This is a genomic window from Virgibacillus carmonensis (assembly GCF_057836705.1).
The window spans coordinates 277,408-302,951 of sequence record NZ_JBYQFJ010000001.1 but is presented as its reverse complement, the minus strand read 5'-3'; the positions used below and the strand labels follow the sequence as shown (position 1 = coordinate 302,951).

Sequence of the window (25,544 nt, the reverse complement as noted above, 5' to 3'; positions counted from 1 at the left end):
ACATACTCATTAATCCTGACATTTTTCTATTAATTTACTTATCGCTCCACCACTACAAAGGGTATGCTTTAATTGACCTTGCACACCTACGACTAAACTTACTTCAATAGTCGCACTGTTGCTTGGGCCAGTAATGTTCTTATCAAAAGTGCTATTTCCCACCCCTTTTGACAACAATAACTATATATTTTCAGCCTTAAGACAGATTTCTGGTAAATATTGATTCTTACTTAATTAATGTAAAATGTGCATATTTCATAAGGTTGGAGCTTTCTCTTAACAATCCCGTCCTTGATTGGAATTTGTTTAGGCGACTGTTCAAGTAAATTAGTTTCGTTGGCAGAATTCACTTGGAACTTACATTGAATTGTCGTAGTTGATTCGCTTCCTTCTGATTCGTACAATCTTACAATAATACCTTCCCCGTTTTCCGCTTGTTTTACTGAATCAACTATCGCACTCTTGCTTTTCGTTTCCAGAAATGTCATCGTATTAGGCAAAATACCCGGATGAGACTCTACCTTTAAGACCGTAATTGGAGAATTTAGTTCATGACCTTTTTTAACCGTACCCCCTTTTCTCCAATCCCCTTCATGGGCGAATAAAGAATAGGTAAATTCGTGTTCCATCATATCTGCTGAGTTATCCGGCCATTTTGGAGCTCTTAAAAGAGAAAGTCTTATTCTGTTACCCTTGATGTCATATCCATATTTACTATCATTTAAAAGGCTTACACCATAGTCACCCTGTGACAAATCCGCCCAACGTTGTCCGCAGACCTCATACTGGGCTTGTTCCCAGCTTGTATTGTTGTGAGTAGGTCTTTGAACAGAACCAAATGGTATTTCGTATGTAGCATTTGAGCTATAAACATTTACTGGAAAGGCAACTTTCAAAAGTTTATGTTCTTCCTTCCAATCTACCTTAGTTTTAAAATCTATTCTTCTATTATGATGGTAAAAAGTAATTTCTTGAGTAATAAACGAATTATTAATTTCCCACTTAAACGATAGACTATCCGAAACTGTTCCTTTGTGAAGCACTTTTGAACTGACTAAATTCGGCTTAACAGAACGCTGTTTTTCATACCTTGAGTCGATATCCCAAGCGTCCCAATTTGTGGGTAGATCGTCAAATAGTTGAAACTCATTAGCAAATTCTCTATCTTTTATTATTTCCCTATCAGCTTTTTTATCATATAATCGACTTATCCACCCGTTGGTACTAAATTCCACTTGATAAAAATAAGTCTCCCAATAACCATTAAATTCAGCTAAAGGAGCAATTTCTCTTTCACTTCTGTTTTGCAACCAAACCACTTTATAACCCATGCCTGGGATACCATCAATTAAAGCGCTTAGCTTAACCTTTGTACCTTCTCTTATAGTATCTGCCTCATAGATATTTCCTTCTTTATCCACAACTTCTTTTTCTAGTAGTTCTTTTCCGCCTGTAATAGTTAACTTCTCACTTTGAAACCAATTAAGACTATTAAATAGAATAATAGGTTGGCCAGGTCCTTCCGTATCGATGGATTGGGCAATACGGTTAACTGCTACTTCTTTTAGTTCATTACCTTTGTCAAATAAAACTTTGTACTGCTGTTTTGATAATTCATATACAGGTGAAATTGAAGTACCTGGAACAATATCATGGAATTGATTGAGCAATAAAGTTTTCCATCCCTCTTTTATTTCACTAGTTGGATAGCTGTTACCTAAAACCACATAAGCAAAGCTGTTCCAAATTTCTAATTCCCTATAAAGAGATTCCGCCTGTCTATTATTCTTTTTAACTTCCGCGTGAGTAGTATAGGTTCCACGGTGGAGTTCCAAATAAAGATCTCCATACCATTTAGGAAGATTTGGATTCTTCTTATTTATACGTTCAAAAAAACTATGCACTTTTTCAAACTTCACATCTGGAAGCGCCGGAAGCGTAGTTGAACGTTCCAATCTTTCAATCATTTCTCTTGTTACACCACCGCCACCGTCACCATAACCATATACTAACATTCTTTCCGGATACTCATTTTTTTGGTTGAAGTCCATCCAGGTATTTTTTATATCAGCTGGTTCAGTATTTTGTCCAAGGATAGTGTGCAAATAAGATAATATTTTGGTACCATCAATCCCTTCCCAATAGAAAAGATCATATGGAAAACGGTTGGTATCATTCCAGTTAAGTTTAGTTGTCATAAAATAATCTGTACCAGCCTTTTTAAGAATTTGCGGTAAGGATGCACAATAACCAAATGTATCTGGTAGCCATTCTACACGAGGCTCCACACCAAATTCTTCTTTAAAAAATTTCTTACCATATAACAGTTGGCGAACAAGAGATTCTCCCGATGGCATATTCAAATCCGGTTCTACCCACATACCACCAATAATTTCAAATCGACCCTCTGCAACCTTTTGCTTAACTCGTTTATACACTTTCGGATTATGTTCTTTTAAGTATGCAAATAACTGCGGTTGGCTTTGGGCATATTCAAAGTCTTTATATTCTTCTAATAAGGTACAGGCGCTAGAAAACGTACGGCTTGCCTTTCTTATCGTTTCTTTAATTGGCCACAGCCAAGCGATATCAATATGTGATTGACCAATCGCTCTAATAGTACCCTCTCTATAACCTGTTAGTTCACTTACTTTATTTTTTAAATCTAGTTCCAACGTTTTTATAAATTTTGAATCAAGTAAGGATTCCCTAGTTGGCATACCAAGCGTTTCCACTAAATGTTGCATTGCCTTAATTAATAAATGACGACGCTGGTCCCCATCTTCCATTAGTGTCGCATTTTTATAATATACTTCCATTGTGTATAAAAGACTTTGAACTTCCTTATTTATATAGACTAGATAGCTTTTTTCCAAATATACCGGTGGAGGTTCCGTTTCAGATTCAGCAACCTGATTAAATCCCCTTAATCTATCTTTCGGAATTCCAACCGGATTGAATAATTCGATTTGAAAATGTAGTTTATTTTTTTTAGCTAGTTGAGCTGGAATTAACACAAAATCTCGATTTCTATCAAAACCTTGTATTGGCGTTCCTTGTATCGAGATACTAGATTCACAATTAGATTCCTTTCCTTTCCCATTTGCTTTAAATACAATACCAACATGATCTTTTGACCATTCTCCTGGTAGATCTACTTCCTTTTCCAAAAAGGTTGTAGTACCAGAGTCTGCAAGCCAATCTCCAATATTTCCCTTTAGCTCTTCATTATTGTTCTTGTCAAATTGATATTCTTCAGGATTTACATAAAGAGCTCTCTTTACTTTCCAGTCTTTGATTTCCCGTGTCTCCACAAAGACGTTTGCTTGCAAATTACTAATTAATCGTTGAATTCGTTGCATATCTGTTCATCCTTTCTATTGCTGTATTAAAAAATTGAAGTTTCAGAACTTTATTAGCAGATCTTTCTCAATACTAGTAGTTGAAGATCCACCAACCATTAATTTTACTGTGCCAGGTTCAACATCGAAATCCATATCTATATTCCAAATAGCCAATTCTTCGAAACCAAGAGTAAATGTAATAGTCCTTGTTTCATTTTTCCTTAACCAAACCTTCTTAAATCCTTTTAGTTCTTTAATTCGTTGTGTCACACTTGCTTCCATATCTTTAATGTACAGTTGACACACTTCGTAACCATCTCTATTTCCACTATTTTTCACATCCACAGAAATCTTAACTTGTTTTGAATCTTTCAATTTCCTTAAAGTTATTATTTCTTTTTTATTTATAGAAAAACAATAATCAAATGATGTATAGCTTAGTCCATGTCCAAAGGGATATAGCGCTTTTCCATCCATATCAAAATAATCTACCTTCGCGCCACTATCCTTGTAATTATAGTAAACTGGTAATTGCATAGAAGAATATGGAATTGAAACTGGAAGCTTACCATTTGGATTAACATCCCCAAATAATACTTCAGCTATCGCTCTGCCTCCCTGCTGGCCTGGATACCAACCTGTAAGTACTGCATCACATTGTTGCGAAATACGTGGAATCGAATAGGGACGACCCTGAATAAGGACAGCAACTACAGGAGTCCCTGTTGAAACAATTTCCTGTACCAATTCTTGTTGTACCCCGGCAAGATCTAAATCTGCCACGTCAACATTTTCTCCACAATCCATTTCTGTTTCACTATATTGTTTAACAGCTCCATTATTTTCAAATTCCATATTAAAGTCTCTTGCACTGGTACCACCTAAAGCCATTACTACAATATCTGCTTCTTCTGCAATTTTTTTTGCAGCTAGCAAATCTGAACTAGAATTATCTCTAAACTTACTTCCTTTCGCATAAAGTATTTCCGTATCTTGATCGACAATAGAGCGTATCCCATCAAGAATCGTAATAACGTTACCTTTGCGTTGCGGTGGAGTATAATCGCCTAATAAACTATATATATTGTCAGCGCTCGGGCCAATTACAGCAACTTTTTTTATACTCTTATTTATTGGTAAAATATTATTCTTGTTCTTAAGTAAGACAACTGATTGACGAGCCATATTTAAATTGACTTCAGTAGATTTATGACATCCTATTACCTTCAATGGTTCATTTTCTTCAATGAATCGCCTGTTATCAAATAACCCCAACTTAAGTTTTAAATATAAGACGCGGGACACTGATTGATCTATCAGTTCTTCTTGTACTTTTCCATTTTCGGCAGCAGTTTTAATAGTAGTATATACGTTATCCCACAGGCTCAAATCCACCCCTGCTTTCAGACCATATGCGGCGGCTAGTTCTTGATCACCTGTTAATTTCAGCAGTCTATCAAGTGCAGTACCATCTGCCATTACGATTCCTTTAAAGTTCCACTCATCACGAAGTATGCCTGTTAACAGTCGCTTGTTAGCATGGCAAAGAACACCATCAATTTCATTATAGGCGGCCATACAGGCTAGAGCACCCGATTCTACGCCTGCTTTCATCGGGGGTAAATACAACTCACGCAATTCTCTTTCACCGATTAATGCGGGTCCTGAATTATGCCCCCCAATTCCAGCTCCTTGAGCTGCAAAGTGTTTTAAAACAGAGATTACTTTTGGGGAAATTCCCTTTTTATTTACTTCGTCTTGCATTCCACGTACCACTGCCTGCGTCATTCTAGCTGATAAATATGGATCTTCACTAAAACATTCTTCTGTTCTTCCCCACCTAGGATCGCGGACGATATCCAAGGTGGAGACTAAGCCAAGATGCGCACCTCTAACTCTTAATTCCTCCGCTACACACTGAGAAACTTGTTGTTGTAAATCAGGATTCCATGAAGCACCTGATCCGATATGTGTAGGAAATAAGGTGCTATCTAATGCCTGGTGGCCGTGGGGGCATTCTTCAGATAATAGAACAGGGATTCCTAATCTCGTGTTCTCCTTAATATACTGCTGAACCATATTAGTTACAATCGCACTGTCTTTAGCAGCAATGCCATTTGAAAAATCAACATTGGACCACGGATCGGCTCTAAACAGACCATATAAAGCTCCCATTCCATCATAGTTGGAGACTTGTTCTTTAAAAGCATCGGTTAACTCGTAACCATTTTCTGTTTTTTTATAGGCATCCCAACCGTACATTTTCTGGTTTAATTGACCTACTTTTTCTTTTAAAGTCATATGACTTAATAAATCTTTTACTCTTTCATCTATGGAAAGACTACTATTCTGATATATTTCCAAATGCATTTCCTCCAAAATATAATAAATAGATTTTTTTCCTTTAGATTAATATTTTTATTTTTCCTACTCTTAACCGTGTAGGTCTGCCTAGTAATGTGTAATAAACTTATTCGATTAACCTTAATCCTAAGTAATTAACTATATTAATCGAAAAACATGAGCAATTGGTGCCTTTTCTTCCGTACCTGACCTTGGCATCTTTATAGACAAGCCAGCCTCTACTTGGCTATAGTCAAGGTTTTCTTCACCACCTACCATATCTATACGATGTACCTCTTCATTGTAAGGAATAGTAATATATTCATCCTGATTATCGCTATTTTCATTTTGATACAAACGGAAACAGTAGGTTATTTTGTCTTTTCGTGTAAAGGCAAAGTCTTCTGAGTAGTAGGGTGCACAAATACGTGTGCCGTAAATTGCTTCACCATAAACATTCAACCAGGCTCCAAGCTCCTTCATCCTTACAATAGCTCCCTCGGGTAAACGTCCATCTGGTTGGGGCGCAACATTAAGAGCAAGATTACCACCTTTTGAAACTACTTCGATTAATGTTTGAACGATTTCACGTGTAGACTTATATTTATCCTCATATTTAAATGAAAATGAAGTCCCCATCGTGATACAACTTTCCCAAGGTACATTTAATGGATGGTCTGGAATAGTCTGTTCAGGAGTAACATAGTTTTCATATGCTCCCCCCACGGTACGATCAGCCGAAATTAACCCAGGTTGTTTCTCGCGGGCTTTTTCTACCACTTCTCCGAGGCGGATATCCTGCTTTCTTTTTCCTACCCATCCTGCATCTAGCCATAACACATCAATACGACCATAGTTCGACATCAGTTCCATAATTTGATTATGTGTAAATTGAACAAACTTGTCCCATAACCACGGATATTCCTCAGGATCATAAGAAGGTCCACGCCACATTTTTTTTCCACGTTCCATACCGGAAGCCCAATAATAAGGAGTGTTCCAATCTGCTTTAGAAAAATAGGTGGCGATCCCTAAGCCTCTGTCACGGAAAGCATCGAAAAGGTGTTTGCATATATCAGCATACTTATGGGTGTGGAAAGGACACTCTGATCCAGTAATACCGTAATCAGTTTCTTTTGTGTCCCACATACTAAAGCCATCATGATGTTTTGTCGTGAAAATCAAATATTTAAATCCACCCTCCGCGGCCAGTTCAGCCCAGACGTCAGGCTGAAACCGAATCGGGTTGAACGTTTTATTAAGGTTGAAATATTGTCGCTTCAACTCCTCGCCATCTTCTTCCCAATCAATGCCCTCTCTTGACCATTCGGCATCTCCATCACTTAAAGCCCAAGATTCCACTACACCAAGCTGTGAGTATGGACCCCAATGCATCATCAATGCCAGTTTTTGATCTTGAAACCACTCAAGACGCTCTAATACCAGTGGGTCTTCTGGTTTGACCCATTCCTTCTCTGCACTATAGTTATGTACACCATGCTCTACAGTTTTCTCTTTCGACTCTTTTGTCATATTATCAATCCTTTCAATATTATGAGATTTATATGATCAACTCAGCTATCACAGGATAATGGTCAGATGGATAACCATCATCAAAAATGGTTCGATCAACTTTTGCTTTTAAGACCCCGACGTCCATAGAAGTAAATATATAATCAATCGGCTGTCCATCTCTCCCACCTTGAAAGTCGTGAAAAGTCGACCCTGGTGAATGATTTAATACGGAGTAAGTATCTATTAAGTGTGCCGTTTGTTCTTCAAAAACATCTTTTCCACGAAGAAATTGAACCGTTTTGTTTTCAGGACTAGCATTCAGATCTCCAGTGAGGATGACAGGTAAATCTTTTTTAATGGCATTCATTTTTGTCCAAATCAATTGAACTCCTTGTTCCCTTGCAGTTTGGCTGACATGGTCTAGATGGGTATTAAAAACCAAAAATTTGCGGGTTGGGTTTTTCAAAAGACGAAATGCTCCCCATGTACAAATTCTTGGACAAGCACTTTTCCAACTCATACTGTTAGGCTCCTCTGGTGTTTCTGATAACCAAAACTGACCTTGATCCGTTAATTCAACCTCACTTTTTTTATAAAAAATAGCACAATGTTCATCTTTCTTGCCACCCCCACGACCACTTCCAATCATTCCATACTCGGGTATACACCCCTGCAAGTCTGATAACATTGAGATAAGCCCTTCTTGTGTACCGATAATAAAAGGCTGACTTGATTTGATTACCTCTGAAATTCTATTAATTCGATAGGGCCAAGCATTATCACCATCTTCCGAATTGTTTACTCGTAAATTAAAGGTCATTACAGATAGTTTCATGATAATCAACTCCATTTAAATAGATTTACTCGCTTATCATCATAAATGGTTCATTAAGGGGAATGTCCGATCCAATAAATGAAGAGGTCAAATTTCTCGTAGGTATCAGCTCGTTTTGGCGATCCCCACACCTTTTGTGCGAATGTTCTAATCCGCGGAAACATTCCTTTTGTAACCCAATCCTCGGTTGGCCAACCATGCGCATCATCCCAGATTGCAAACATCGCACCCAAATGTTTTTCAGCTTTTTGATCCAGATAAATTGTATGGTCATCTTTGGGCCATGTTACCGGTGCACCCAACGCAGCCTTCTTCATATAACCATCGGACATCCAAACCTCGTATATATTTTCTGGAAGTCTTCTTGGATCATCGCTACCAATTTTGTCAGGCCAAAGATCGTAATACATCCAATCCGAATTTTTATTAACGGTTTCATAACCCGCTTTGTGAAATTCCGGTGCAATTGGTGCCCTATCCCACTTTGCCCAGTAATCAATAATGAAATTTGTATCAAGGTCGAAAATCCCTTCGTCAGGCTCTAGCATGTCTACCCAAACCCAGGGTCTTATCCCTTTTTCTATCAGAGGTTCGGCGAGTTGATTTAAGTAGAGTTCATAGCCGTCATACCAAGTAGCCTCAGGACCAAGTTGTTCTTTTGCCCAATCCGCCAAGTGGGGAGCATCCTCTGCACTGTTTTCATATTCGTCTCCCCCGAGATGGAAGTATGGGGAGCGAAAAAGGTCAGAAATCTCCAGAACCAGTTTCTTTACATATTCCCTGACTTCCCACTTCGTGTAATCTAACACGGGTGCTACAGAACCATCTTTTAACTGAAGTCCGTAATCAGGATAAACTTTAACATCCATCGCCGAATGTCCAGGAGTATCAATTTCAGGCAATATGGTTACGTGATATCGTGCAGCAAACTCAACCAACTCTCTTATCTCTTTTTTGCTATAATGTTCGGGTGTTACTAGCTCAGGCGCAACTTCAGATTCCACTCTAAGCCCCTGATCATCCTTCATTCTAAGGTGTATAATATTCATTTTCGTCCATGCGAGGCCACGGATTTGCTGTTTCAGCCAATCGATACTGAAGTGACGACGCCCTGTATCAACTTGTAGTCCCCTAAACTTATCATTTGGCCAGTCGATCACCGTTCCGCCCGGTAACCAGTTCTGCATTCTAAGAGCCTGCAGGATCGTGCGTGTACCATAAAACATCCCTGTAGTGGAAGGGCTTGTAATTGTAAGTACATTATCGTCAATATCTATTCGATAGGCTTCTTTTCTGATAGGATTAGTTGATTCCACCATATTAGAATCATTGATTTCACCAATGTTGCAAACAATATCTCCTGGTCTAGCTTCACTAGGATTGCTTTTTGCGATTATGTAGTTGGATTTTATTGAAACTTCCTTATTAAGTTCGGAAAGGAAAAGATCTGCCTCACCAGTAAGTCGCTTTTCGCAGCCCATATCGATAATAATGCGACCTTTATCCTTCGGGAACCACTTCCCTGCATTAGGGTTATAAATAAACTTCTGGATGGCTGGTATTGTAAGTGGAAATTCGTATTCTACACTTTCCTGTCTGGGGACAACCCCTTCACCATTCTTATCGTTTTCACTGCCAACACTATCTAGTTTAAAAACGTTCATGTCTTTGAGATAACCAAGTCCTGGCTTACCTTCCAAAAGACTATAAAAAGCTACTTCGGTGGTACGTGGCCCTGTAGTAAGACTTAATGATATATACGTCCACGATTTAGATGTCACCTCTTCATGGACATCTTTAACGATATGGTACTTTTCATTTTCAAAGTCTACTGCGCCTACCCATAGTTTACTATTTTCCTCCTCTATACACGCCTGTGCTGTAAAGTTGTAATTCGTATTCGGCTCAAGCTCCTTAACAGTTAAAGTAATAGAACCACGGTCAATGCTAGTGCCTTTCATCGGAGAAACAAACTCATCAGGATGCACCCTACCTAGTCTTGCAGCATAACTTCCCCCAGTCTCTTGTAAAACAATGCCTGCATTGTAATACGTACCATCCTCAAGTTTGCCTGAATCAAAGTTTTCACTCCATACTAGTGTCCCTCGGCTGTTATCTAAAAGAACCTCTTGCTCCTGTTCATTAATGATTTTCTGCAATATATCTCCTCCTCGCTTTTGATATATGTATGTTTACTATTAGGTGATATATGGTCCAATCATACTAATACTGACCTCACTTAACTTGTTATTCTTTTATGCATGTGATGGTTGCCGAACTTAAAATTAAAGAGAAGAGGAAGATGTCTTCCTCTTTATCTACTTTTTATCATAATGCTTTTCCCTGTTATTTTTTATTTGTACTTTTCATCGTAAGCATTTTGATATATTTCTACATACCTTTCAATTTTCATATTCTCTAGTGTTGTAATATACTCTTCCCAATCCTTCTCTAGGCTAGCATCCCCTATAATAAATTTAGCTGTCATTTCATCCACATAATCTGTAATAGTTTTTTCAAGGGTCGCCATTTCTACAGATTGTTCTTCAGTAAAAAATAAAGGTGGTACGGGTTTGATAGTTTCTGAAATAAAAGGTTCATATTTTTTGCTTGCATTCCACAACACTGCTTCTTGGGTTCCTTCTGGGACTGCTTTACCTGAACGGAACCCTTTTGTTCTTAACGATGGACCGGTTTGTATCCATGCCGCATTACCAACTTTCTCCTTAGCTGGAATTAAAGTCCAAATTGCCGGTTCCCCGTTTAAGCCAATTTGTCCTTCTTCAGCCTCCTTCCATTCCTTACCAGGTCTGCCTATTACTGCGCGACGGGTTATTTCTTCTTGGTACATAGCATCCGCCCATCGAAATGCAACATCAGGATGTTCGGCTTTATTTGTGATTACAAACTCAGCTGGGTAAGTTATTGCAGTAGGCTCATGTAAGGCTATGCGTTGACCATCCGGACCTTCTAAAGGAGGAACGGCAACAAAATCGGGTCCTCTTGCATCATCAGATGTTATATCTACATCGGAAAAGAAACCGCGGGTTGCAGCTGTAGCTGTCCCTAATATTGCCTCGCCTGGGTTTTCACCTAGTTTTTTGAATTGTTCAGTACTTTGTGTAAATGATCCAGAGTAAATCAATCCTTCAGAATACATTTTGTTTAAATATTGCAAACCTTCTTTCCATTCTGGTTTATTCCACGGAATAACGATTTTCTCATCTTTAACATACATATCACTGTATATGAAAGGATCCATTAGAAAACCCGATACTTTTTCATGCCATGCATTTTTCATCCCTGATAATGGAATTTCATCCACTTTACCGTTACCATTCGGATCCTCAGTTTTAAAAGCTTTCATTACATTATAGAATTCTTCAGTTGTTGTAGGAATATCCAAGCCTAGTTTGTCAAGCCATGGTTTATAAATCCACATTTTTTGGGACACAGAACAGTGATAACATTCGTTGACCTGCGGCAAAGCATAAATTTCTCCCTCAGGTGTTGTGATACCGTTTTTGACTTGTGGCATATTATCAAGCATTTTCTTTGTTTCAGTTCCATATTCATCAATCAGGTCATTTAAGGAACGAAATATACCCTTTTGCCCATAAACTCTCAACTGTGCAGGGGTCAAATCCATATGCATAATAACATCCGGGTAATCACCACTTATCAGAATCAGGTTTAATTTTTCCTTTGCCCCTTCTTCCGGAATAACTTCCCAATTAATGTTTACGCCTGTTTTTTCTTCATACCATTTTGTAAAAGCATTAGTTTCAAAATCTTCAACCTGGCTGTTTGATGGAATAAGGACGTCGAGCGTTACTTCTTCCTCTACGATTGGAAACTCACCATTTGCTGTAACAATAGGTTCTATTTTTTCTTCTTTCTTGGTTTCTTCACTTGGGGAACATGCAGCCAGAATTAACATCGAAACTAATAATAACGATAGAAATAATAAAATTTTTCGTTTCATTTTAATTCCTCCTCTTTTGTGAATAGTAAACTTGGATTAAGAATAAATAATCGTAAAGGTAATTGTTTTCCTCACCCCCTCTAATTATTAATAATCATTTGGCTGTTAACCTTTTAACGAACCAATCATTACCCCCTTAACAAAGTGTTTTTGAACGAATGGGTAAATAATTAATACTGGGAGTGAGGCTACAACAATTAGAGCATATTTTAAAGCTCTCTTAAACCGACCTTTTCTTGATAGTTTCCTATATCACTTATCATAGAGGGATTAATTTCACTCTGAATCAAAATATTTCTCAAAACAAGTTGTAGCGGGAATAAATCCGTATCTCTTAAATAAATTAACGCATTAAAATATTGGTTCCAGTGACCGACAGCATAAAATAAGGAAATCACAGCAATAATAGGGGCTGAAAGCGGTAACACAATTTTTAATAAGAACTTAAAATCATTGCAACCATCAAGTTGGGCTGATTCAAGGATTTCTTTGGGTATCACCGATTTAAAATAGGTCATAGTAATAATAACGTTGAAAACCGCCATCGCATTAGGAATAATTAATGCCCACCGTGTATTCAGCATACCTAGATCTCTTACAAGAAGATAAGTTGGTATCAATCCACCATTAAACATCATCGTGAAGACGAATAAAAACATAAAAATGCCTCTGCCACGAAAATCTTTTCTTGATAACGGATAAGCAGCCAAAACGGTTAATGTGACATTAATCAATGTTCCAGCAACCATATAAAACAATGAATTCGCATAACCTGTCCAAATCATTTTATAGTCAAAAACGGCTTTATACCCTTCTAAACTAAAATCCACTGGCCATAACCAGACGCGACCGCTTGCTACAGCCTCTGCCGAACTAAAGGATGCACTTACAACATAGATGAGCGGATAAAGAACGGAAAGTACCAATAGTGACAAGAAAAGATAGTTACATACCGTAAAGATACGGTCACCCTTTGATTCAGGAATCGATGATTGCATTATTGTTCCTCCTCGGTTTTTTTACCATAGACTTTCTTGCCCAACTTTCTTCGCAATTCGGTTTGCACCGACTATAAGAATTAAGCCAATGATCGATTTAAAAAGACCAATAGCCGCAGCGTAGGAGTATTGAGGTATAGGCGAAATTAGCCCCACCTTATAAACATAAGTATCAATAATTTCTGAGGCAGATAGATTTAATGGGTTCTGCATCAACAATACTTTCTCGAATCCGGTATCCAAGAAATTTCCCATGTTTAAAATTAACAAAACAATAATTGTCGGGGCAATACAGGGAATGTCTATGTGCCATATTCTACGTAGTTTTGAAGCACCATCGATAATTGCTGCTTCGTGAAGTGTCTGACTCACTCCCGCCAAAGCTGCCAAATAGATAATACATCCAAAACCAACGTTTTGCCATATACCCGACCACACAAAAATTGACATGAATAACTCTGATTCTCCCATAAAATTTACTGGATCAAAGCCAAATAATGAGATTAAGTCATTTAAGGGACCCATTGGATCCAATATTACGAAAATTATACCAACCATTACAACAACAGAAATAAAGTGTGGTGCATATGTAATCATCTGGGCAGCTTTTTTAAACCTTTTCCTATAAATATAATTCAAGCTCAAAGCCAGTATGATTGGGAGTGGAAAACCCGCTATTACTTCATAAAGACCTAAAAACAATGTATTTTTCATTACACCCCAAAACTCGTAGGAATTTATAAATTTAATTATGTGGTCCATTCCAACCCAAGGACTTCCCATGATACCCTTTATCGGATCGAAATCTTTAAAAGCAATGCTAGCACCGTACATTGGATAATATTTAAAAACTAAAATGTATAAAAGTGGAAGGGAAAATATCACATACAACTGCCAACCTTGTTTTATGTCTTTAATGAAGGATTTTCTTCTTTTGATCTTGATTTTCTTATCAGACGTTTTTGATACTGTTGCCCTTGTAACATCCATTTGGTAACACCCCTTTTCAGTAAATTAGATGACAGAATAAGCCAATTGGAATAACAATGTTTATTAAAAGTTACCGATAACATAATAATAAACAAGAAACGCCGCAATGTCAACTTGATTTTTGAATGTTAAGATTTATCAAATAAATATGTAGACCTTTATTGCTCTATAATTTTGCAACAACCCAACGTTCATTTTTAAAAAACAAAATAAGGGGACATTATCCCCTTACACATAGAATCTATTCATTTTATTTTGGAATTAAGCAGTTGAGTTTACTTGCACACAAATTCAATAAGTGAACGCATGAAACTCCAATGCAAGTTAAGCTTCTTCCCAAAAACGTTTCAGATTATCCATTCCAATTTTACATGCTTCCTTGCATTCTTCCATTCCCTCAAATTCCAATGTTACATAGCCATCATAGCCTGAACCCTTGATGAGTTTTACAATTTCACGAATTTCAATATCACCTTGCCCAACAATAGCTCCTCTTAAATAGTTCCCATTAGAAGTTCTAAACCATTTACCTGCACCTGGATCTTCATAGTAAGGACGGAAATAAAAATCTTTAAAATGAACAAGCGATGCGTATGGCAGGTTTTTCTTCACACCTACAACGGAATTTTCATCAACACACATAAAATTCCCTACATCCAATGTTGTTTTAAAGTTAGGTCTGTCAACCGCTTGTAAGACACGCTGGACACGATCACTATGTTGTACAGCAACCCCATGATTTTCGATTGTTGTTGTAATCTCGAATTGTACTGCATAGTCTGCGATACGACGGCTTCCTTCAATGATTTGTGGTAAGCTATTTTCAAAGTATTCAATAGTCATTTTCTCAGGTGGTAAAGTAAATGCTGTCACATCATGGCGCATATGCTTGATACCCATACGATTTAAGAGATCAACATGTTCTTTCAGTCGCTCTACTTCCGCGTCGAATTCTTCTTCTGTATTTTGGACAAAGTTGGCTGGCATGGAATAGTTTGATAGTTCAATACCAACTTCTTTTGCTTTATCTCGTACTTTATCCGCTAGCTCCAAATTATCTACTAGACTGAATCCATAAGGTACAATTTCCATATGTTCTCCACCGTTATCGGCAATCCATTGAACAACATCTAATACATCCATTTCTTCTGCTTTAATTGCATCAAGCAAACTATACGTACTTAATCCTACTTTCATCTAACAACGCCTCACTTTTTTGTAATTTTATGTTTATTTTTAATAAACCTGCCCTTTACTCTTTAACTTTTCTGTAATTACGTCTACTGTTCGATATAATTCATTTAGCTCTTCTAATTTTTCATCACGACCGAATGCATTTGGCATGTTAACAAATTTTTTAAATGACTCCTTGTTCCAGCCATTCCAAGACGTCATTACCATTCCAGGCATTTTATCCTCTGCCTCTTTGTCTTTTGCCTGACGTTTACTTTCAATTAAAAGATCTACTGCTGCATCTGTTTTAAACCAACAAGCAGGAATGACGGTAAAGCCTTTTTCAATAAAGTTTCCAATCGAAGGATATGCATCTAATTTATCGTAATGCCAATCAATCATAATAATGTCCTTAGGAATGGAATTAATTGCTTTATATGTTCCAAAGTTATCCCCATCCCACTCATCGTAACCCATTTTTTCACTATCATTTAGTCGATCTGCCCACATAAACATTTCAACACCACGCTTTTTGACCAAGTGTTCGTGCATTTCTTTAACAACTTTCGCGAATAAATCCGCCCTATCCTTTCCTTTACATCGCGGACACTTATCACTTGCTATTTCAAATACTTCGTCCATGCCTACATGAAATGCATCAGTCTCAAAAGCATCGATGAGCTCATCCATTAGATCAAATATAAGCTGATTAACATCCGGATGCTCTGGACACCAGCTTCTACAGAATATCTCTGGCCATTCCGCATCCAGTGGCACATGCGGTGTTTCATCAAATTCAGGATATGCTCTCAGTATGGAATTCCGAGAACCGCCCCAGCCCTGGTGCCCAAGACATTGAAACAATGGGATAAGACGTATCCCGTTGTTTTTACATACTAATGCCAATTCTCTTGCATCCTGCTTTGTTAATGTTCCTCCAGTGACTTCTGGATGTGACTCAAATACAAAGGAAGTATTACATTCCAACAGTAAATGGTTAATTCCTTTTGGTGCCAATACCTTCTCAATAAATTCCTTAAAGGCTTCAACCAAGTCGTGTGACCCGAATCTTAAATGAAATGCACGTACAGGTTCTGTTACATTCACTTAAATACACTCCCATTTCTTTGAATTTAGTAATCTAGGTTTATTCGTTTCTTCTATTAATTAGAGAGTTCCTGAGGTAATTCCATTTAGTTTAAAACTAGCCTCCTTATTGCCCACAAGCTTATTGTTGTCGTTATATATTTCCTTATCAGTCAATTCGTATAGCCTTTGAATGGTATCCTTATTTTTATAGTTGATTTGTTCTAGTATAGTTGCGACAATTAACGGCCATTGCTCTTCAGAACCATCCATGACTTTTAATGAAAAGCCTATTTTTTCCTCATCTAAACCGAAACAATAGACACCTTGTGCTCCGCCTTTTGCGACTATATTGTCATCCATTAACAAACTTGTACAAATTGTGTTCGTCCCAGAAATAATAGCTGGATTTTCATTCATCATGGATGTTATTTGAAATACTGCCTTTCGAATAAAGCGGTCTTCAATAAGCTCTGGTCTAGCAAAACGCAAATAGGTATTCGCAATATACTTTAGTGGTAGTGCATAGACGGGAACACCACATCCATCGACCCCACTACGAATAGTTTCAACCTCACACCCAGAAACACTTGAGAGAGCATGTAGAATCTCTTGCTGTACTGGATGTTCCAGTTCAAAATAACCTTCCGTACTTACACCAAGAATTTTTGCAAGTGCGATCATTCCCAAGTGTTTACCAGAACAATTATGGTACAGCCTTCTATTTGGTTGATTTTTTTTTGCAAGCTTATCCTTTGCTCTTGGGTTTAGAGGATATGTTGGATGGCATAACAACTCCTCTTCCTTTATCCCAACCTTATCAAGTAATTTCTCGAGCTCATCAACATGGAATTCTTCTCCCCGGTGAGATGCAGCAATTAATGCTGTTTCCCTATTCGTAAGCTGGAAGTTCTCTTGAATATTATTTGCAATCGCTGGAATTGCTTGAATCGGCTTTAATGCAGACCTTAAAAAAGTTAAATGATCTGGATTCCCTACCTGATACTTGACACTCCCGAATGCATCAACCCCACAAATATGTCCAGGATGAATATTTTCAAGAATACCATTTCTATAATCACTAACAAGAATTTCTTCCTTCATACGTTCACCTCCATTTATTTCATCAAATATGTTACTTCGCCAATGGACTACCTTTTACCATTCGATTACATTGACTTAATAAAAATTCACTAAACATTGAATTGGCCCATGAAAACCAAGGTCTCGTGAATTTTCCAGGGTCGTCCACATGAAAACCTTCGTGCATACAATTTGTATGTGCATCTGTATTTTTAAACTGACCAAGGATTTCTTCCTTCTCAGCGTTTGTTGACGCAGTCATCCCCTGAACAGCAAGAGAAATGTGCCATATATAGTTTTCAGGTGTATGAGGACTACCGACCCCTTTGGCAACTTTCCCTTGATAGTAATATGGGTTATCTTCACTGAGAATAAAATTTCTCGTGTTTTGATAAATTCGATCATCAATATTGCAGTACCCTAAGTATGGAAGTGCGAGAAGGCTAGGAACATTTGCATCATCCATTAAATTATAATTTCCAAGTCCATCTGTCTCATAGGCGTAAATCATTCCATACGTTGGATGTTCCACTTTGCCAAACTTTTGAATACCTTGATCAATTTCATTCGCCAAATCAGTTGCTGTTTTCGCTAAATCTTTGTCGTCGATGATTTCATCAGCAATTTCAGCTAATTGTTTTAAAACGACAACCGCAAACATATTAGAAGGAATTAAGTAACCGTATTCACAGGCATCATCACTCGGACGAAAACCAGACCACGTCATACCTGTATAGCCGACAGGTACTCCTTTTCCGTCATGCGATAATGTGTCTTGTGGTGGGCAGTTATCTCTTTCAAACTGGTATTTAGAGTCCTTCTCATGGTTTTGCTCAGTTTTCCACGTTTCAATTATTTTTCCAACTGCTTCCTGAAAAAGTTCGTTAAACTGAGTTGTTCTTCCAGTCGATTTCCAAAATAAATAGGCAAGCTGGATTGGATAACATAACGAATCTATTTCATATTTACGTTCCCATAAAAGGGGCGTCATTTCCGTTTTATCATCATGATATCGTTTTCCGTTTGCTTCTTCATTAAATGCATTAGCATACGGATCATGGATAATGCAGGCTAATTGCTTCTTAATAACACCGTCGATTAAATCAGCCATTTTTGTGTCATTTTCAGCTAACATTAAATATGGACGAACTTGTGCAGCAGAATCTCTTAACCACATTGCTGGTATATCACCTGTAACAACAAATGTTGTACCATCATCTTGTGGTCGAATGGTTGTTTCATACGTATTCGAAAAACAACTTTCAAACATTGCCTGGATTTTTTGGTCATCAGAGAAAGTATATTTCACTTCATCAATTAATGTTTTCATGGATACCGGTAGTTGTCCTTGCATTTGAGTCACGCTCCCTTTTTTTACAAATTTTTATTAAGGCTGTTTTCTGAAAGATTGTAGTTTTTGAACGAGTTGCACTTAGAAAGATGCTATGAGCAGTTGACATACACGTAACTCCTGCGGAAACAGCGAGGCTCGCAGACCGCCCGCGGAAAGCGGAGTGTATGCCAACTGCGGTCTCAGGTAGCAACAAACTATGCGATAACAGCCTTTATTAAGAATTACCTTTTGCAAACCCAAGCGTAACAATTTCATGTTTACGAACTGAAACCTGAACATTGTTTTTACTGTCTGCGTTTAATGACGCTTCTTTTTCTTCGATAACATTACTTACATAAGCATTGTTGTAATTTGCCGGTGATTTCACTAGAAGAGAACTGTCCTCATCAGCCATATTAAACCACCGGATCATGACATCACCTGATTTGCTAGCTACTTTCATTGATGAAAAGGCAAGATTTTTAGACTCCCATTGTACAAATGAATGAACAGTTGGTAAATCTCCGTCATGTAGACCTGTCTGTTTCATCGACCATGGAACTTGATATTGGTATGCATCTTGATAGGCCTTAGATACTTCCTTTTTTCCTCCATGTGGATAAATGCGAAATGAAACAGAATGCTCTCCTAAACATTGTGCTTCAGGTGTTGGGAAATAGCCCCAATCGCCTAACTCTCCTACAGATCTTAATAACGTTACCGCAATCGTATTTCTACCATCGCGTACTATTTCATACTCATTTAATCCAAGATTGGCAACAGTTAAACCTTCGCCGTCATTGCTTACGTCGACAAATGCTTGTTGATGCTGCGAATTATCGGGATTCGCCCACTCTTCTGATGGTTCATTAAAACGTTTTACTACTTCAAAAGCTGAATCAGCCTGATGTTCATTTGTTTCAATATCCGTAGGAAACAATGCACGTAGACGATGATCCTTTGCCTGATTGTTATAGGACGTTTTCACATCAATACCTTTACTATTCTTTTCTAACGTAACAATCGTTTTGATTGTAAATGGAATTTTTTCTTCCACGCGTGTAGATTTTCTACCTGTAAACCAAACAAGTTCTTTTTGCTCTGTATCAAGTAAATCTGATGCACTGGCTGGAATTTCCCATTCATGAACAATCTCAAAACTAGCTTGGAATGGTGTATCCTCTATTATTGTCACCTTAGCTTGTAAATCTTTCGTTGTTCGTGCTTGTTCACCGTTCGGTTGTTTATACATGTATTCGTTTCCAATATCGCCGGTATCTTCATACACACATAGTTCTTCAAACGTACGACTACTCGCTTTATCCGTTACGGTTATGGAACCATTAGTTGCAATTTTTACTTTCAAATAGTCATTTTCCATTTGGTCCTTATTCGTAAACAATGAAGTAACCTCTTTGGATTTATCCTGTTGGGAAACTTCTGGGACAAATGCAAATGTCTTATAGCCTAAAGCAGGAATCTTTTCCGCTTCAAAAGTTAGACGAACTCTTCGTGCCATGTACGGTTGACGGAATTTTTCTTCTGGTAGATCATAATCAAAAGCGATCCCTAAATCCTCTACTTTACAGTTAAATTCATTACCTTCTTCATCAATTAACAACCTGTCTCCTAAAGGAAACTCTTTTAACTCTTTTTTGTTTACACCTGATGAAAAGTAATCCCTTTTGACATCCAGTGTAATTGACACTACACCCGTACGATTCCACCCTGTCGTGTTATAAACAGTAAATGGAAGTGCACTTCCACCCCATTTTTCAAATCCTGTTGTATCAATTTGTTTCGATATGGATTCTAGACTTTCATCAACTATCATTTCAGAAACGTGTTTACTTTTTTCAAAACGTGTTACCATTTCACGATGAACTTCGTCAACACTACATCCACAAATACTGTCATGTGGATGATTTTGCATCAATGTTTTCCAAGCATATTCAAGCAAATGATGGTTGTAATTTTCTCCTTGTAAGTAGGCAAATGTTGATAGAGGTTCAGCTACTTTCTCAAGGAGAGTCTGGCAATATTGATTCACTTGTTTAATATATATACGTGCTGATGCTGTATTTACAAGCGTTCCCCATCCGTCTGTTTGTTGGCTGCGTAATTCTCCATCAATCACTTTTAAATCTTTAGGAACCGCTGTGGAAAGTTTTTCAATATAATCATTAAAGTTCGAATGAATGAATTCAATATTCGGATACAATTTTTCAGCAGTTTGAATTGCCTCCTGTAAATTTGTTTGTATAGGCTGATGGTCGCAACCATTCAACATCAGCATATGGGCTGTTGACGCGTATTTTTCTAACGATGTGAGATGTTGATCCCAGTATTTTTTTGCTTCTGTTTTGTCTGTTGGCACTTCATTCCCGTTGCAATACCAATTAGCAAATAAAATACCAAGAACAGATGACCCATCAGGTGAGCGCCAGTGCATTTCTGAATATGGTGATTCATAATTATCAGTTTCGCTAACCGTATTATTAAATCCTGTTGGTTTTACACCTCGTCCAAAAACTGCATGTTCTATACCAGCCTGACTTAAAATTTGTGGTGCTTGACCAATATTTCCGAATGAATCGGGAAAATAACCGATTTTCGAAACGTTGCCCCATTGTACCGCATCCTTCCTCCCATATTGAAGATTGCGGATATTTGCTTCACTACTAGTCAAAAACTCATCCTGCAAAATATACCAAGGACCAATGTGTATTCTTCCTTCTTTAATAAACCGTTGAAGCTTCTCTTTCATTTCAGGACGAATTTGTAAATAATCATCTAAAATGATTGTTTGCCCATCAAGATGAAAGCTTTTATAATTAGGATCTCTTTCCAAAGTATCCAGTAGTTTATCCATCAGATTTGTTAATAGGACATGGTGCTTCTCATATGGTAAATACCATTCCCTATCCCAATGGGTGTGAGAAATAATATGTATAGATCTTTTATCCTCCAAAATTAACCCTCCAAAAAACTATTTAACTTCTAACCCTCTAATAACTTTCACAATTGCACGTACCTTTTCTGGATCAACTGGCTTTAAAGCCTGCCCATCTAACCGAACTCCTGAACCAAAGTGTATTTCTTTAACCCCCGTTTGCTCTATAAATCCCTTAACATTGTCACTGGTTAAGCCACTTCCCGCGATAATATCGCATGGTTCATTGTCAGTAAGTTGTCTAAGTCGCTTTATTTGATTTGTAGCCCGGGTAACACTTCTTTCCCCACCTGAGGTTAATATTCTATTAACCTCAGAAAATCCTAATAAGGTGGTTAAAGCAGCTTCCTGGTCAACGACTTCATCAAATGCTCGATGAAAAGTTACATTCAATTCACCCGCTACTGATAAAAGTTTCTGTAAAGCTGTTTCATCAATTGTATGATCAGACTTTAGAGTACCCAACACGATTCCCATGGCTCCTAGTTCCCGAGCAACCTTAACGTCTTCAATCATAGTGAATAGATCTTCCTTGTTATAACAAAAGGAATAACTGTTTGGCCGAATCATAACATTTACTGGAATATCTACCGCTCTAACAACCTCTTTAATTAACCCATAACTAGGAGTCAGACCACCTTCTGCAATTCCAGTAACTAGTTCAATTCGGTCTGCCCCGTTTTCTTCAGCAACTTTTGCATCATATACACTTGTTGCAATTACTTCGAAGTTCAACTTAAAGCCTCCTTATTTGGAAAATTCAACAAAAAATGTCTTAATTTCATATGGTTTTAATTGGAAGTTAATGCAAGTTTCATTTACTTTATCAAGTACAGGGTTCTCCATTAAATCGCATTCCTGCCATGACACAATAGTAAAATCACTTCGTATTTCTGCTTGAGTACGAATACCTTCAAACTCATGGACTCTAAGAACAATCTTGTCACTATACTCCGCCTTTTTTACTGCATCAATCATGATATTAGATTCAGAACAAGCTAGCATAGATAATTCTTGAAGATTATTACTTCCTTCATTACAAGTAAGTGGGTTATTTAAATACCATGCTTCTTTGACAGTGTTCCCTTTCTTCCAACTACCTTCATGAGGAAGTAATGAATACGTAAAGTCATGATGACCTTGATCAGCGTCTGGATCTGGGTGGACAGGTGCTTTTAATAAGGAAAGTCTTATTACATTATCCTTGATATCATATCCATACTTACAATCATTAAGAAGACTGACCCCATAGCCACCTTCGGACAAATCAGCCCATTGGTGTCCTACACTTTCAAAGCGCGCATAATCCCAGCTTGTATTCCAATGAGTTGGGCGCTTCACATTACCAAATTGAATATCATAAGTAGCTTCAGTAGAACGAATTTCAACTGGAAAAGCGACCTTTAACAGACGCTGTTTTTCCCGCCAGTCTACATGCGTTTTAAAATCAATTCTCCTGCTAGTTGTATATAAAACCATATCTTGTTGGATAACCGAGCTACCGTATTTCCAAACAAAGCGGACAGAGGCTTGCGTGTCACCTTTTTCCAAGAATTGAACCGATTGTAGTGAAGCAACTTCTTCCATTTTTTGTTGGTAAAAAATATCGATATCCCAAGCGTCAAACATAAGTGGTTTGTCTTCAAAAACCTGCAAAACGTTTCCAGATACATTTTCAGCTAACACTTCTCGTTTATTTTCCAGATCATAAATACTTGTTAGATGCCCTTTATTATTCCATTTAATAGCATAATGTGGTGTCTTGATACTAGAATTTGTTAATTCAAATAATTCATGCTGTGGATTCTCACTACGATTAGATCCCGGGTAAAACTCAAGCTTTGTATATCCCATTGCCGGAATGTTCTCCATCTGGACATACCAACCTTTATCTGTATGCTGTGCAACGAGCTTATTACCCTCGATACCTCTCCATATTCCTTCGCCAAGTTGTTTTGATTCAGGGACAAATATCAAGTCATTTCTTTTCCAAGGAGCTGAATTAAATACAGTCCATAAATTTTCTTTTGTTACCTGTAATAGTGATTGGGATGATTGACCCCATACACTTTCACCTAGTCTCTCTGCTTCTTCATACTCTTTTTTAGCATCTTCGTATACTTCTTTTATGGAGGAACCAGGGATAATGTCATGGAATTGATTTCGTAATATCGTCTTCCAACCTTCAGTCAATTTAGCTTGTGGATAAGCTGATAACTCATTTTGATGGATACCATTTAATACACTTATCCATTCACTTTCCCGATAAAGTAATTCTAATTTTCGGTTCATGCGTTTCATATACGCCTGGCTCGTATATGTCCCTCGGTGAAACTCAAGGTATAACTCTCCATCCCACGTATGGACATATTCATCTGTTTCTTCAACTGTTTTATGCAAATTTCTAAAATAATCTCCGGCAGTAGAGGTTTTTGCATGTGGTAATCCAGGGATTTTATCAATGCGCCGGCGCATTTCAAGCATCTCCCGATTAACCCCTCCTCCACCATCCCCATATCCATAGGAAAGCAGAAGATCTTGATTTATATTTTTATCCTTGTAAGCATCCCATGATTCCTTTACTACTTGAGGTGTAATAAAGCCATTGTAAGTATAATATCTTGATTCTGGCCACGGCTCTGTCGTGGTTATAAAATGAGTCAATATTTCGCTTCCATCAATACCACGCCATTTAAATGTATCGTGTGGCATTCGGTTGTACTGACTCCAACTTATTTTAGTTGTCATAAACGTCTTAATTCCTGACTTTTTCAGTATCTGCGGCAATGCCCAACTGTACCCAAACACATCTGGTAGCCACAAATATTCACATTCTGTATTGAATTCATCGCGAAGAAAATTTGATCCTAACAGCAACTGGCGAACAAGCGATTCTCCAGATGGTATGTTACAATCGGCCTCAAGCCACATTCCTCCATCTGTTTCCCACCGACCATCTGTTATACGTTCCTTCATTTTTTCATAGATTTCTGGATAATCATGTTTAATATATTCATACAATTGCGGTTGACCTTGCATGAAAATATATTCAGGATATTGTTCCATTAAACGCAATACCGTTGAAAAAGATCGTGCTGATTTTTCTCTTGTATGTTTTAGACGCCACAGCCAGGCGACATCGATATGTGTGTGACCTACACAGTGAAATGTTACGGCGTGGTTTTTTTCCATTTCATTTAATTGTTCTTCCAAATAAGATTGTGCGTCATATACAGATTCATAGAATTCATTTGAACCAGGTGTCAACCAATTAATTAGATTGATAGATTGATTAAGTGCGTTCAACAACTTATGTCGTTCTGGCTGATTATCATTTAATACTAGTATGGTTTCAAGCACAGCTTTTGCATCAAAGTAGTAGTTATCAACTTGCTCATCTAGCCATACAACTTCTGCACGCTGAAATTTATACTCCTGTTCTACAGGCTGACCCCCTCCTTCAAGGCCTGACCATAACCTAAAGTCAAACATTAGATTTTCCCCAGCATTCTCCTCAGAAATAAAAACTTCCTGGTGATTAGAATCTACACCTTGATAAGGTTCTCCGTTTAAAAATAAAAGGGACTCAAATCCCGAGTTATTTCCTCCCCCAGTTCTACCAAAGTCAAACAAACCGACAATTTTTTTGCTAGACCAGTTGTTCGGAATTCTAACCTCTGTTGATAACCATGCATATAAATCTCGCCCTTGCCACCGTTCTCCTATTTTTATAATGGAAGAACTATCATCCGGTGGGTAGCTACCAACCTCTCCTGCTTCATCAACAACAAATTTCCATTCAGACAATTTAATTGGATTTCGGTACCGATACATCGCTATCTCATTAATACGTGATTTTGCTTTTTCTTCTGTCAAAAACATATGCAAGCCACCTTTATCTTTGAA

Annotated in this window: 15 protein-coding genes and 1 pseudogene; all 16 read right to left on the bottom strand. The window is 37.7% G+C overall.

Features of this window, described 5'->3' with window-relative positions:
• Positions 1–9: 9 nt before the first annotated feature.
• Positions 10–162: a hypothetical protein gene (locus AC3G7N_RS01230; protein ID WP_489420308.1), complete on the bottom strand. Its 153-nt coding sequence runs from the start codon at positions 160–162 to the stop codon at positions 10–12.
• A 68-nt stretch (positions 163–230) separates the two neighbouring features.
• Entirely contained in the window at positions 231–3,362 is a 3,132-nt protein-coding gene (locus tag AC3G7N_RS01225; RefSeq protein WP_489420307.1) for an alpha-mannosidase, read from the bottom strand.
• A gap of 42 nt (positions 3,363–3,404) precedes the next feature.
• The gene (locus AC3G7N_RS01220; RefSeq protein ID WP_489420306.1) at positions 3,405–5,708 is read right to left on the bottom strand and encodes a glycoside hydrolase family 3 N-terminal domain-containing protein; all 2,304 of its coding nucleotides are present in this window, start codon (positions 5,706–5,708) and stop codon (positions 3,405–3,407) included.
• Positions 5,709–5,846: 138 nt separating this feature from the next.
• Entirely contained in the window at positions 5,847–7,220 is a 1,374-nt protein-coding gene (locus tag AC3G7N_RS01215; RefSeq protein ID WP_489420305.1) for an alpha-L-fucosidase, read from the bottom strand.
• A 28-nt stretch (positions 7,221–7,248) separates the two neighbouring features.
• A complete protein-coding gene (locus tag AC3G7N_RS01210; RefSeq protein WP_489420304.1) occupies positions 7,249–8,037 on the bottom strand; it encodes an endonuclease/exonuclease/phosphatase family protein in 789 nt (262 codons plus the stop codon).
• Positions 8,038–8,090: 53 nt separating this feature from the next.
• Positions 8,091–10,196 (bottom strand): family 20 glycosylhydrolase, encoded by a 2,106-nt coding sequence (locus AC3G7N_RS01205; protein WP_489420303.1) that lies wholly within the window; start codon positions 10,194–10,196, stop codon positions 8,091–8,093.
• Between the two features lie 194 nt (positions 10,197–10,390).
• Positions 10,391–12,022: an ABC transporter substrate-binding protein gene (locus tag AC3G7N_RS01200; RefSeq protein ID WP_489420302.1), complete on the bottom strand. Its 1,632-nt coding sequence runs from the start codon at positions 12,020–12,022 to the stop codon at positions 10,391–10,393.
• Between the two features lie 105 nt (positions 12,023–12,127).
• A pseudogene (locus AC3G7N_RS01195) lies at positions 12,128–13,020 on the bottom strand (carbohydrate ABC transporter permease).
• Between the two features lie 21 nt (positions 13,021–13,041).
• Positions 13,042–14,010 carry an ABC transporter permease gene (locus AC3G7N_RS01190; protein ID WP_489420301.1) on the bottom strand — a complete coding sequence of 323 codons (969 nt, stop codon included), beginning with the start codon at positions 14,008–14,010 and terminating at the stop codon, positions 13,042–13,044.
• Between the two features lie 324 nt (positions 14,011–14,334).
• The gene (locus AC3G7N_RS01185; RefSeq protein ID WP_489420300.1) at positions 14,335–15,207 is read right to left on the bottom strand and encodes a sugar phosphate isomerase/epimerase family protein; all 873 of its coding nucleotides are present in this window, start codon (positions 15,205–15,207) and stop codon (positions 14,335–14,337) included.
• Between the two features lie 39 nt (positions 15,208–15,246).
• Positions 15,247–16,290 carry a family 20 glycosylhydrolase gene (locus tag AC3G7N_RS01180; protein WP_489420299.1) on the bottom strand — a complete coding sequence of 348 codons (1,044 nt, stop codon included), beginning with the start codon at positions 16,288–16,290 and terminating at the stop codon, positions 15,247–15,249.
• A gap of 60 nt (positions 16,291–16,350) precedes the next feature.
• Positions 16,351–17,373, bottom strand: coding sequence for an asparaginase (locus tag AC3G7N_RS01175; protein ID WP_489420298.1), 1,023 nt, complete (start codon positions 17,371–17,373; stop codon positions 16,351–16,353).
• 31 nt (positions 17,374–17,404) lie between these two features.
• Positions 17,405–18,706, bottom strand: a complete 1,302-nt coding sequence (locus tag AC3G7N_RS01170) for a glycoside hydrolase family 125 protein (RefSeq protein WP_489420297.1) — start codon at positions 18,704–18,706, stop codon at positions 17,405–17,407.
• A gap of 214 nt (positions 18,707–18,920) precedes the next feature.
• Entirely contained in the window at positions 18,921–21,656 is a 2,736-nt protein-coding gene (locus AC3G7N_RS01165; RefSeq protein ID WP_489420296.1) for an alpha-mannosidase, read from the bottom strand.
• Positions 21,657–21,674: 18 nt separating this feature from the next.
• The gene (locus AC3G7N_RS01160) at positions 21,675–22,373 is read right to left on the bottom strand and encodes a copper homeostasis protein CutC (protein WP_489420295.1); all 699 of its coding nucleotides are present in this window, start codon (positions 22,371–22,373) and stop codon (positions 21,675–21,677) included.
• Positions 22,374–22,385: 12 nt separating this feature from the next.
• Entirely contained in the window at positions 22,386–25,520 is a 3,135-nt protein-coding gene (locus AC3G7N_RS01155; protein WP_489420294.1) for an alpha-mannosidase, read from the bottom strand.
• Positions 25,521–25,544 lie beyond the last annotated feature (24 nt).